This window comes from Protofrankia sp. Cas3, from assembly GCF_963555955.1.
Lineage (GTDB): Bacteria > Actinomycetota > Actinomycetes > Frankiales > Frankiaceae > Protofrankia.
In genome coordinates this window covers 13,583-25,488 of sequence record NZ_CAUVXP010000031.1, presented here as the reverse complement: position 1 = coordinate 25,488, position 11,906 = coordinate 13,583, and the positions used below count along the sequence as shown (strand labels likewise).

The 11,906-nt window shown below is 66.5% G+C and carries 9 protein-coding genes; 8 read left to right on the top strand and 1 reads right to left on the bottom strand.

Features of this window, described 5'->3' with window-relative positions:
• Positions 1 to 26 precede the first annotated feature (26 nt).
• From U9983_RS08610 to U9983_RS08595, 4 genes are all read left to right on the top strand, one after another.
• Entirely contained in the window at positions 27 to 1,304 is a 1,278-nt protein-coding gene (locus tag U9983_RS08610; RefSeq protein WP_322753511.1) for a glycoside hydrolase family 26 protein, read from the top strand.
• Between the two features lie 223 nt (positions 1,305 to 1,527).
• Positions 1,528 to 2,715: an HpcH/HpaI aldolase/citrate lyase family protein gene (locus tag U9983_RS08605; RefSeq protein ID WP_322753510.1), complete on the top strand. Its 1,188-nt coding sequence runs from the start codon at positions 1,528 to 1,530 to the stop codon at positions 2,713 to 2,715.
• Between the two features lie 69 nt (positions 2,716 to 2,784).
• Complete coding sequence (locus tag U9983_RS08600; protein ID WP_322753509.1) at positions 2,785 to 4,137, top strand: phosphoribosyltransferase family protein; 1,353 nt, start codon at positions 2,785 to 2,787, stop codon at positions 4,135 to 4,137.
• The gene (locus U9983_RS08595; protein WP_322753508.1) at positions 4,134 to 5,267 is read left to right on the top strand and encodes a cysteine protease StiP family protein; all 1,134 of its coding nucleotides are present in this window, start codon (positions 4,134 to 4,136) and stop codon (positions 5,265 to 5,267) included. Before U9983_RS08600 ends, U9983_RS08595 begins: the two co-directional genes overlap by 4 nt.
• A gap of 192 nt (positions 5,268 to 5,459) precedes the next feature.
• Here the strand turns inward: U9983_RS08595 and U9983_RS08590 are convergent, their stop codons facing one another.
• Entirely contained in the window at positions 5,460 to 5,948 is a 489-nt protein-coding gene (locus tag U9983_RS08590) for a hypothetical protein (RefSeq protein WP_322753507.1), read from the bottom strand.
• A 426-nt stretch (positions 5,949 to 6,374) separates the two neighbouring features.
• On the opposite strand from U9983_RS08590, the gene U9983_RS08585 reads away from it, so the two are divergent.
• The 4 genes from U9983_RS08585 (at position 6,375) to acs (ending at position 11,835) form a co-directional block, all read left to right on the top strand.
• Positions 6,375 to 7,268, top strand: coding sequence for a sucrose-6-phosphate hydrolase (locus U9983_RS08585; RefSeq protein ID WP_322753506.1), 894 nt, complete (start codon positions 6,375 to 6,377; stop codon positions 7,266 to 7,268).
• A gap of 203 nt (positions 7,269 to 7,471) precedes the next feature.
• Positions 7,472 to 8,089 (top strand): TetR/AcrR family transcriptional regulator, encoded by a 618-nt coding sequence (locus U9983_RS08580; RefSeq protein ID WP_322753505.1) that lies wholly within the window; start codon positions 7,472 to 7,474, stop codon positions 8,087 to 8,089.
• A 104-nt stretch (positions 8,090 to 8,193) separates the two neighbouring features.
• Positions 8,194 to 9,687, top strand: a complete 1,494-nt coding sequence (locus U9983_RS08575; protein ID WP_322753504.1) for an MFS transporter — start codon at positions 8,194 to 8,196, stop codon at positions 9,685 to 9,687.
• 126 nt (positions 9,688 to 9,813) lie between these two features.
• Entirely contained in the window at positions 9,814 to 11,835 is a 2,022-nt protein-coding gene (acs, locus tag U9983_RS08570) for an acetate--CoA ligase (protein ID WP_322753503.1), read from the top strand.
• Positions 11,836 to 11,906: the final 71 nt, after the last annotated feature.

The following is an 11,906-nucleotide window of genomic DNA, read 5'->3' as shown; positions in this document are numbered from 1 at the left end:
AAAGGCTCCTCGCGAGGATGGCGTCCATGTTCGGCCGCCGGCGCTTCTACCGGGTCGCGCTCGGGTCGCGGGTGGTGGTCGCAGGCGTGCTCCTTCTCGGCGTCGCCCTCGCCGCCGGGCTCCTTGCGGTCGGGTTGAACCTCCGCGGAAGCCGCCCGGCAGGGGTGGCTCTGACCCTGGTCGACACCGACATCGTGCTGGTGCGTGGGCACGGTTTCCCGGCCGGTGCCGAGATCACCGTCGACCTTGTCGGGGGTGATCTCACTACCACGGCACCGGTCCGGGCGGACCCGGACGGGCGCTTTCTGCTTCGCTTCCCCCTACCCATGGATTTTACCGGCACTGTGTCGGTGACGGCGAGATCGGGCGCCATCACGGCCCGCGGTTCGCTACCGGTCACCGTCTGGGATACCCGGGGAAAACTGTCGGGCCTGCCCTGGCTGTCCGGAGTACATCTGGCCAACGATCTGCCGCCCTATCTGGCCTTTGGCGCATGGCGGGGCCGACCGATCGACGTGGCGCTGGTTTTCACGATCCGCGACCAGGGCTGGGGTCCGATATCCGAGCCCAGCTGGCCGCTGGACGATTTCGCACCGTTCCCGGGAAAACTGGTCATCAGTCAGCCGCCGTTCCCGCAGGGGCAGGGCGGCAACGCCGAGTGTGCCCGTGGCGCCTATGATGAGCACTGGCGGAGGTTCGGCGCCTTTCTCGTGCGCAAAAACCGGGCTGACTCCATCGTGCGGATCGGTTGGGAGTTCAACGGCACGTACATGTACTGGCACGCGGATGCGAGCGCGAGGAATTTCACGGAGTGTTTCCGCAGGATCGCCACGGCCATCCGCTCCACGGATCCGAAGGTCAAGATTGACTGGACGTTCAACGCCCACGATTCCCCGGTGCCGTCGAGCGGGAATCCATGGGATGCTTACCCCGGCGACGAATACGTCGACATCGTCGGCATCGATGCCTACGATCACTACCCGCCGTCGTTGAACGAGGCTAGGTGGACGCGGCAGTGCAACAGTGTCAACGGGCTCTGTCACCTCATTCGGTACGCCCGTGAGCACGGTCGGAAGGTCGGTGTGGGTGAGTGGGGTGTGACGTCTTGTGGTGGCGATGGCGGCGGAGATAATCCTTTCTATATCCGGAAGATGTATGACACGTTCGTCGCGAACGCCGACGCGATGGGTTACGAAAGTTACTTTCACGACTCGGCGCCGGACAATGTGTGTTCGACGATCATGAATGGGGGTCAGAACGCTCGGTCGGCCGCCGAGTACAAGCGGTTGTTCGGCGGGTCGTGACCGGCTCGGCCGGGCGGCGTGGTCGGCCGGCCGGGGTGACAGGCGGTTGTCCGCTGGATGACAGCGGTCGGGAAGTTGGCGGACCGCATTCCACGCCGTCGGTGGTCGATGTACCGTCTGGCAAGCCTGACGCCTCGCAATGGAGGACGGATAGGCCAAAGGGTGTGCGATCATGGTTTTTTCGCACGCCCGGAGGCCCCAACTAGCACAGGGGGTTTGCTGGGTGCGTCACTTCGGTTTTCTGGACGCGGACCGGACGGACGCGCTGTTTCACCGTCCGCCCGAGGAGATCCTCCCGGACGGGGACCGTCGGCTTGTGGCGACGGCCCTGGGCGCCACCCTTTACGCCCCGGGTACGCGGCCGACGCTTGCCGCGGACGTGCGCCGTCAGGTCGCAGCCGGGGTGACGTCGATGGTGCTCTGTCTTGAGGACGCCATCGCTGACCACGAGGTTGCTGCGGCAGAGACGAACGTGATTGCCACGCTTCGTGACCTGGGTGAGAGCCCACCGACTGCCGGCGGCGGACCCCCGTTGTTGTTCATCCGGGTCCGTGACACCGCCCAGATACCATTGCTGGCCGCACGGCTTGATTCCACCGCGGCGGAGATGTTCGCCGGCTTTGTCCTGCCGAAGTTCGGTCCCGGGAACGGAGCGTCGGCGTTGACGGCTGTTCTGCGTGCCTCGGAGCGCCTGGGCCGGATTCTCTGGGCTATGCCCGTGCTGGAAAGCCCCGAGGTCATCTTCAGGGAGAGCCGAGCGGGGGCGTTGTCGGGAGTCCGGGAGCTCGTCGACAAACATTCCGACGTTGTGCTGGCGGTCCGCCTGGGTGCTACTGATCTTTGTGGTTTGTTCGGGTTGCGACGGAACCGGGATCTGACGATCTATGACATCGCGGTGGTCCGAGACTGCATTGCCGACATCGTCAACGTGTGTGCCCGCGGCGGCGATCATGTGGTGAGCGGCCCGGTATGGGAATATTTCGCCCAGCCCGAGCGCCTGTTCGTCAGTTCCCTGCGGGTCACCCCGTTCCAGGAGGCTGATCTGATCGACGACAGCGAGGACGGTGCCCGGATGCGGTTACGTCTTGTCTCCGCCGATCTTGACCGGCTCATCCGCGAGGTGGTTCTCGACAAGGCGAACGGATTGCTGGGCAAGACGGTGATCCATCCCAGTCACGTTCCTGCTGTGCACGCTCTGCATGTTGCCAGCCATGAGGAGTATGTGGACGCCATGGCGATTCTCGCGGAGGATGCCGGCGGGGTACGGCCCAGTTGGTATGCGAACAAGATGAACGAGCTGGGACCGCACCGGACCTGGGCCGAAGCGGTACTGCGGCGGGCTCGGGCCTTCGGTGTCCTGCGGGAAGGCCACACATTCGTCGATGTTCTGGCCGCAACCGGGGCGTCATGAGGCCCGGATAACGTACGGCTCGTGCATGGATTGTGCCCGGGTGACAACGGCGGTGAAGGCGGAGGTCGTGTGAGCCTGGCGGGCTACAGCGGGCACTGTTCGGACGGCATGAACTGGTTGTGGGACGAACTGGGGCTTGACATCAGGATCAGATCCGACGTGGTGGGTAAGGGTCTGCACGGGTTGGTCGGGCTCGCGTTGCGGCGGAACCCGCTGCGGGCGCACCTGCTGGTCAGTCGGGTTCTCGGCAAACATCTCCCGGTGCGTCCGCGGGAATCGCTCGCGGCTGGTCGCCTACTGGCGGCACAGGCATGCGATGGTTTCCCCGGCGCAGGGGGCGAGCCGATGACGCCGGGGCCGCTGGTGGTCGGATACTGCGAGACTGCCACGTCGCTGGGCCATACGGTGGCGGACGGTATTGCGGGGTGTGACTATATGCATACGACCCGTCGGGTGGTCCCCGGTGCCACCCCCCTGCTTGACTTCGACGAGGCGCATTCCCACGCCACGTTCCACTGGCTCATGCCGACCGATCCCGAGTTGGTACGGGCACCGCGTCCGCTGATCCTGGTGGACGATGAGCTCTCGACCGGCCGGACCGCGCTGGGAACGATCAAGGCGTTGCACGCCTTCGCGGCGCGGCCGTCCTACACCGTGGCGACGCTCTTCGACGCCCGGCCAGCGGAGTCCCGCCGTGCGTTCAACGAGCTTGCGGACCGTCTCGGCGTTTCTGTGCGGGTGGTGTCGCTGTTGGCCGGGGAGCTGGTGCTGCCGCCCGATGTGGCCGTGCGGGCGCAGCGGCTGCGGGCCCGCCACGGGGACGGCGGCCTCGGTGCTGATCCGCCGGACGTGCCCACCTGGCGTCATCCCGTCCGCTTCGTGCGGCCCGACTGGCCGGCCGAACTTCCCGACGGTGCGCGCCATGGCTGGTCGCAGGCGGACGGGGCCCTGCTCGACAGGGCCATCCCGCTGGTCGCCGGTGAGATTGCCACAGTGTTGACCAATGCGTCTGGACGCATTCTCCTGCTTGGTACTGAGGAGTTGATGTACACGCCGTTGCGGATCGGGGCTGCCCTCGACGAAATCGTGCCCGGTGACGTGGTTTTTCACTCGACGACCCGTTCGCCGGTCTACCCGATCGACGCCGAAGGCTATGCGATCCGCTGCGCGCTGACGTTCCCGGCGCCGGATGATCCCGCGCGGGTGAGCCATGTCTACAACGTCCGGCCGGGTTTGTACGACGACATCGTCGTCGTGGTCGACTCGGCCGCCAACGGTGGGGGCGCGGAAGCCGACGTGTCCGGGATGGTCGGGATGCTGCGTCGGTGCGCGCCGGTGACCGTGGTCACGATACCGACACGAGGCCCGGATGGGCGTCCGATGACCCGGCAGGCCGGGCGGGTGGCAGGGGGAATGTGTTGAGCGACGGCACGGTGCTGGGAGCCATTCCGGGCACGGTAGGTTCGGGATCCTATGATCCCGCGGATGTGACCTTTTTGTTGAAGGATCTCAGCGACATCCCGCTGGAACGTCCTACCGAGGACCGCGAGGAGGACTTTTCCAAGGGACGCCATTACTCTGAGGACCTGCCCGTCGAATACGAGCCCTCGGATTCCTATCTTGCTCTTTTTGAAAGCGCGCTCATCCGTTCGGCGGAGCGGGTTGCCACCGCGGTCGGGGTAGCCACCGAGCTTGTGCTTGCGAGAAAGGAGAAGCCGGTCATCGTGTCGCTCGCGCGGGCCGGAACGCCCGCCGGCATCCTTATGCGGCGCTGGGCCCGGTGGAAGCACGGGCTCGAGCTGACGCACTACTCGGTCTCCATCATCAAGGACCGGGGGCTCGACGAGAACGCGCTGCGGTGGATTCTTGACCGCCATGACCGCCAGGCGCTCCAGTTCGTCGACGGCTGGACCGGCAAGGGCGCCATCCTGAAGGTTCTCCAGGCGGCGTCGGAGCAGCTCGGGGTGGACGGCTCCATGGCGGTGATCTCGGACCCGGGCCACTGCACGTCGCTCTACGGCACCCGGGATGACTTCCTCATCCCGCACAGCTGCCTGAACTCCACGGTCAGTGGGCTGGTGAGCAGAACCGTGCTGAATTCGACGCTGATCGGTCCGGCCGATTTTCACGGAGCCAAATACTATCGGCAGCTGGCTGACCGGGATTATTCCCGCCGGTATGTCGACACCGTCGTGAACGCCTTTCCCGCCGTATCGGCAGCGGTCTCGCGCGGTCTGGGCCAGGCGGAGGACCGAACCCCGACCTGGGCCGGCTGGCGCGCTGTCGAAATGTTGGCGAAGGACTACGGCATCGCGAATATCGGCCTTGTCAAGCCCGGGGTCGGCGAGACTACCAGGGTTCTGTTGCGACGAGTGCCCTGGAAGGTTGTCGTCGCGCCCGACCGGTTGGCGGAGCTGGCTCATGTCCTGTCGCTCTGCGCAGCCAAAGGAGTGGATGTGGAGGAAAGAGCCGATCTGCCGTATTCCTGCGTCGGGATCATCAGGCCGATCGAGGGCAGGCCTGACCGGGCGCTGTTCAATGTACCGTCCTGACATTTAGAGCGACCGGCAACAGGGGACGCGGCGTCGCGGGGCTCGGGCACGCACCTCGCGTCATCGCTCCCCGTCCATCGCTGCGCGAGGCACGGGTACCCCGGCTCCGTCGGTCGACACCCGACACCTCCGGTGCCTCCCTCCTCCGCCTCGCGATGCACGCACCCCAGCCCCGCTCCTTGATCCACGCCCTTACTGCCGGGCGCTCTTAGCGGGCGTTGAACAGTCGGCACGTTCCAGCTCGTCCAGCATTTTCATGATCATATTTCTTTGTCTGATCGGACCGCGGGTCCGGGTCACAGCGCGCAGTTCTGCGACGGTGGTCAGGCGTTGGTACACGGCGGCTGCGAGGACGGCGTGGGAATTCTGCGGCCCCGTCGCCCAGTTGGCCATGTCGACAACGGAACGGGCCAGCCGGGTTCGTGGCGGATACAGCGCCGGACACAGGTCCATGGGGCCGAGCCGGGCGCTGTGGTGGATGACAACGCCGGGGCGCGGGCTCGGCCGCCGCTGTGGCGGTACCAGGACGGTGACGTTCTCCTCGGCAAACCCGTGCAGACCGCCGAGAGCCGCCGCGCACGCACCGCCGAGAACAGTCCCGGGGCCGATGGACTCGACCACGCACCACAACAGCTGCATACGGGTGAGCGGCTCGGGTCGGGTTAGGAGGACCCCGGGCATGGGCAGCTGCCATTGTCCGGCTTTGACCCGCCATCGAATTGTCGACCGGCTTGTGCCAGCCGCCCTGGCAGTGCGGGTCGCGATAACGCCGCACTGGTTGTCGGCTGTCTTCTGCCAGGAGTGCTGGCCGGGGCCCGGGGCCATGCACACAAGCCTCGCCGATCCGCGAGTCGAACGGAACACCGTCTGCCGGGCTGTGGAAAATTCGCGGGCGGAGCCCCCGGCTGTGGACGAACGGTCCACCCGCCGGGCCTGTCACCCCCGGTTCTCACAACCGGTTCTCACCCTCGGTTCTCACAACCGGTTCTCACCCTCGGTTCTCACAACCGGTTCTCACCCTCGCGGGCGCCGGCGGTGCAGTCATCCTCCAGATCCATCTTGTCATCGTGACGGGTGGTCGCCGTGTGCGTACGGTGGCTTCTCGTAATGGTGTGGATCGTTCGGGTATCCGCGTCGTACAGTCTGGCCATCGACACACGACCTCCGCCGCTGTCGGCGGCCGTGACTCCTCCGCCGCCGTCGCGTTGGCTGGTCGCCTGCGATCTTGATCAGACGTTGATCTACAGTCGGAGTTCCTTCCGGCTCGCTGCAGGCAGCGGCGAACCCGCGCTGGTGACTGTTGAGCGGATTGACGGCCAGCCGGCCGCCTTCTGTACCGCGCGGGCCGCCGAACTGATCGCGCGGCTGGATGCCGTGGCCACTCTCGTCCCGGTCACCACGCGGACGCGGGCCCAGTACGCGCGAGTGGATCTCGGTGTGCGTCCCAGGTTCGCGATCACGACGAACGGCGGCCACCTACTGGTGGACGGCCGTCCGGATGAGGACTGGGCGGCCGGGGTCCGCGCCCGGATCGAGGCAGCGGCGGGCCCGCTCGCCGGCGTCCGGGCCGTGGCTGAGCGTCTCGCCGCCGACGGCTGGGTCAGGGTCACCCGGGTTGCAGACGACCTGTTCGTGTATCTCGTCGCCTATGAGCGTGCCGGGGTCCCCGATCTCCGCGAGATCGCTGCCGACCTTGCCGCCGACGGATGGCTCCTGTCCATCCAGGGACGCAAGGTCTACCTCGTGCCGGCCGTTCTGACCAAGGAGGCGGCGCTCGCCGAAGTGGTGCGCCGGGTCGGGGACGTCGGCCTGGCCGCGGCGGGTGATTCGCTGCTCGACCGCGGGATGCTCGCCGGCGCGGACGTCGCTGTTCGTCCCGCCCATGGTGAGCTGCACGACAGTGGCTGGACCGCCGCGAATCTGCGGATCACCGCCGCGGCCGGACTGCTGGGCGGGCAGGAGCTGCTGGAGATTCTCGCCGCGCAGCTCCCCGTGGGTTGACCGGCGCGCGCGCCGCATTTCTGCTTACCACTTCTGCTTACCACTCGGCCGGCTACTTCTCCGTCGCCCTGCGCCGCATCGCCCCTGTGCTGCGTTCCGTAGTCGTCATGTCGCGTGTCGTGGCCATCGCGGTTGGCCGGGTTCAGGTACGGTACGGTACTGTATTGAAAATGATCGGACGTCGAGAGGGGTTGGGGATTGAGATGATCTCTCTGCCGCCGTGTGGCCGATCCCCGGGTCGACCCCGGGATGATGCCCGCGAGCAGGCCATTCTTGATGCCGCCCTCGAGCTGCTGGTCGAGGTCGGTTACGAGCGGATGAGCATGGTCGCCGTTGCAGCCCGGGCGCGGGCGAGCAAGGCGACGATCTACCGGCGGTGGGCCAACAAGGACGAACTCGTCATCGAGGCCATCCGCCGGCGGGGCGGGGGCGATGAGATCGTCCCCGCCGACACCGGCAGCCTTCGCAGTGACCTCATGGACGCCGTGTCTCAGATGGTCGACCACGTGTCCCGGCAAGATGCCGCGCTGGTCGCCGGGGTGTTACTGGCCATGCGGGAGTCGCCCGACCTCGCGGTGGCGCTGCGGGTCCAGATGATCGAAGAAAAGCGCTGGATCGCCGATCTCATCGTGCAGCGCGCGATGGACAGGGACGAACTGCGTTCGCCCGCCGCCGCCGAGGTCTTTCGCGAGCTGGCGCCCGCACTGCTCTTCGCTCGGCTGCTCATCACCGGGGATCCGCTTGACAGCGCATTCATCGAACATATGATCGACGATGTGCTGCTGCCGCTCATGACCTCGGCGCGCGCCGAGGGCGACTGAAGCTGGATTTTCTGACACCGGATTCCCTGACACCGTGTCCGGCCGCGCGTCCACCGGCGCCCGAATATTCCGTCATCTTCGGATTGGCTGGTCAAGGAGCATTAGTGACTACGACTGTTGAACGCCCATATGGAAGCATCGGAGCGCAGGCCGGGGGTGGCGTAGACTCCCGGCGATGGCTTGCGCTCGCGATCATTGCAGTGGCTCAGCTGATGATAGTGCTCGACGCGTCCATCGTGAACATCGCCATGCCCAAGGCCCAGGCTGATCTGCACATTTCCGTGGCTGATCGGCAGTGGATCGTCACCGCGTACACCTTGGCATTCGGTGGCCTGCTGCTTCTCGGCGGCCGGATCGCCGACTTCATCGGGCGAAAGCGCGCCTTTGTCGGTGGTCTGCTCGGTTTCGCCACGGCATCGGCGATCGGTGGCCTCGCTCCGGACGCCTCGTTCCTGTTCGCCGCCCGTGCGCTGCAGGGAGCATTCGCCGCGGTTCTCGCGCCGGCAGCGCTCTCCCTCATCACGGTCACGTTCACCGAGACCAGAGAACGTGCCCGCGCATTCGGTGTTTATGGTGCGATCGCCGGTGGCGGCGCCGCGCTCGGGCTCATCCTCGGCGGCGTGCTGACCGAGTACACCTCCTGGCGCTGGTGCCTGCTGGTCAACGTCCCGATCGCACTGCTCACAGCCGCCGCCGCACTGCCGATCGTGGGGGAGAGCCGGGCCGAGGGCAAAGCGCGCTACGACATTCCCGGGACGCTGACCGTCACCGCCGGGCTGGTCAGCCTGGTTTACGGTTTCACCAAGGCGGCTGAGGACGGCTGGAGCTCGGCGGTCACGCTCGGGTTCCTCGCGGCGGCAGCCGCGTTGCTGGTCGGGTTCGTCATCGTCGAGGCACGCAGCGCTGCGCCGCTTCTTCCGCTGAGAGTGATCTGGGAACGCAACCGCGGCGCATCCTTCCTGTCGTCCCTGCTCATCGGTGGCGGCCTGTTCGCCATGTTCCTTTTTCTCACCTTTTATTTCCAGGTGAGTCTCGGATACAGCGCGCTGCGGACCGGATTCGCCTTCCTGCCGTTCAGCGCTGGGATCATCGTGTCAGCCGGGCTCGCCAGCCAGCTCATGCCGCGTACCGGGCCCAAGGTCCCGATGGTCGCCGGAACCGTGCTCACGGTGGTCGGTCTGTTCACGTTGACCCAGATCGGTCTCGACACCAGCTATGTCAGCCACGTCCTGCCCGGTGAGCTGCTCATGAGCATCGGCCTTGGCCTGATATTCGTACCGATGTCGAGTCTTGCGCTCATCGGTGTCGAGCCCCATGACGCCGGTGTGGCCAGTGCCCTGGTCAACGCCACCCAACAGGTCGGTGGTTCGCTGGGAACGGCACTGCTCAACACGGTGTTCGCCACCGCGGTGACGAACTATGTCATCGACCACGGCGCCAGCCCGCAGAGCACGGCCCAGGCACAGATCTCCGGTTACACGACGGCGTTCGTCTGGGGCGCGGTGCTGATTCTGCTCGCGTTGGCGACCATTGTCGTCCTCGTCCGGGCCGGAAAGGACGAGGTGCCGGCGCAGGCGGGTGCCGTACACGCGGGGTAGCGTGCCCGGTGGCGTGCCCGGATCGGGCAGGGCCGGGCCCGCCACCGTGGCGGGATCCTGTGGGTTGTCGGCACTTCGTGGTACACCCGGATGCGGATGAAATGGCAGCCGGACGCAGGAGGACCCATGACCAGCACCGCGGACGGCACCGGTATCACCGGCACCGACCAGACCGAGACCAGCGTCGCAGGCAGGGGTCTGGAACATGAGCTGGAGCGGATGCTGTCGGTCGACCGCTTCGATCCGCCGGCCGATTTCATCCCCCGGCAGGCTTATGCGGCCGATGTCGACTCGGCCGCCGCCGACCCGGTGGCTTTCTGGGCGGACAAGGCCCGGACCCTGCTGGCATGGGACGTCCCGTTCACGACCGTGCTCGATGATGAGAACCCGCCTTTTTACCGCTGGTTCACCGACGGCCGTCTCAACGTCTCGGCGAACTGCCTGGATCGGCACGTGGCAGCCGGCCGCGGTGAGAAGGTCGCCTTCCACTGGGTCGGTGAGGAGGGCGAACGACGGGCGCTGACCTACACCGACCTGCTGGCCGCGACCCAGCGGCTGGCCAATGGGCTCAAGAGCCTAGGGGTCGGCCGGGGCGACGTTGTCGGGATCTTTCTGCCGATGATTCCCGAAGTCGTGGTGGCGATGCTCGCCTGCGCCCGGATCGGCGCCGTCCACAACGTCGTCTTCGGCGGGTTCGCCCCGTCCGCGGTCCGTGAGCGGATGGAGGTCTCCGCGGCCAAACTGTTGATCACTGTGGACGGCGCCCGCCGCAAGGGGCGGACGGCGGCGGTCAAGGAGGCGGTGGACGCCGAACTCGGCGAGGTGAAAACCCTTGAGCACATCGTCGTGGTCCGTTCGACCGGCATACCCGCCCCGATGCTCGCCGGCCGGGACGTCTGGTACGACGAGCTGTGCGAGCGGGTCGACCCGGTGTGCCCGGCCGAGCCGATGGATGCCGAACATCCGCTGTTCATTCTCTACAGCTCCGGCTCCACGGCCAAGCCCAAGGGCATCCTGCACACCACCGGGGGATACCTGACCGGGGCGACCTACACCCACCGGCTCGTCTTCGACCTTGACCAGGCCTCGGACGTCTACTGGTGCTCGGCCGACGTCGGCTGGATCACCGGGCATTCCTACATCGTCTACGGGCCGCTGTCCAACGGCGCGACCAGCGTGATGTTCGAAGGCGCTCCCGATTATCCCGACCGGGACATCTGGTGGAAGATCATCGATGAGTTCAAGGTCACGATTTTCTACACTGCTCCGACGGCGATCCGGACGTGCATCAAGTGGGGCCCGCAGTACCCGGGCAGGCACGACCTGTCCTCCCTGCGACTGCTGGGCACCGTGGGCGAGCCGATCAATCCGAAGGCGTGGCTGTGGTACCACAAGGTGATCGGCGGTGGGCGTTGCCCCATCGTCGACACCTGGTGGCAGACCGAGACCGGTGCGATCATGATCTCTCCGGTGCCGGGTGTGACGTCGACCAAGCCTGGTTCGGCCACGACCGCGTTGCCCGGGATCTCACCGGCACTGCTGTCCGAGGATGGCGCGCCGATCACCGAGGGCACCGGCATCCTAGTGATCACCAAGCCGTGGCCGTCGATGCTTCGGACGCTCTATCGGGACGACGAACGGTTCGTGCAGACCTATTTCTCCCGATTCGGTCGGAGCGTGTATGTCGTCGGTGACGCGGCCCGGCGCGATGCCGACGGCTATTTCTGGATCATCGGCCGGATCGACGATGTGATCAATGTGTCGGGCCACCGCCTGTCGACGGCCGAGGTCGAGTCGGCGATCGTCGCCCACGAGGCGGTGGCGGAGGCTGCCGTCGTCGCCCGGTCCGACGACCAGACCGGCCAGGCCATTGTTGCTTTTGTCACATTGGTTGGGGATCGTGTCGGCGACGATGCGATGGTAGACGAGATCCGCGACCATGTGGCCGCGCGAATAGGGAAGCTGGCCCGTCCCAAGCAGGTGATCTGGGCCGACGACCTCCCGAAGACACGCTCAGGGAAGATCATGCGGCGGCTGTTGCGGGACATCGCCGAGGGGCGCGAGCTCGGCGATGTCACGACTCTGCGCGATCCGATGGTAATGGGGGCTTTGTCCGCGAAAGTCGCCGCAGCCGGCCCGGACGAGTGAACAGGGGGTTCGGGGCGTCGGGTGGCCGAGGGCCCGGCTGCATCCTGGCCTGCCGACACCCGGGTGGATTC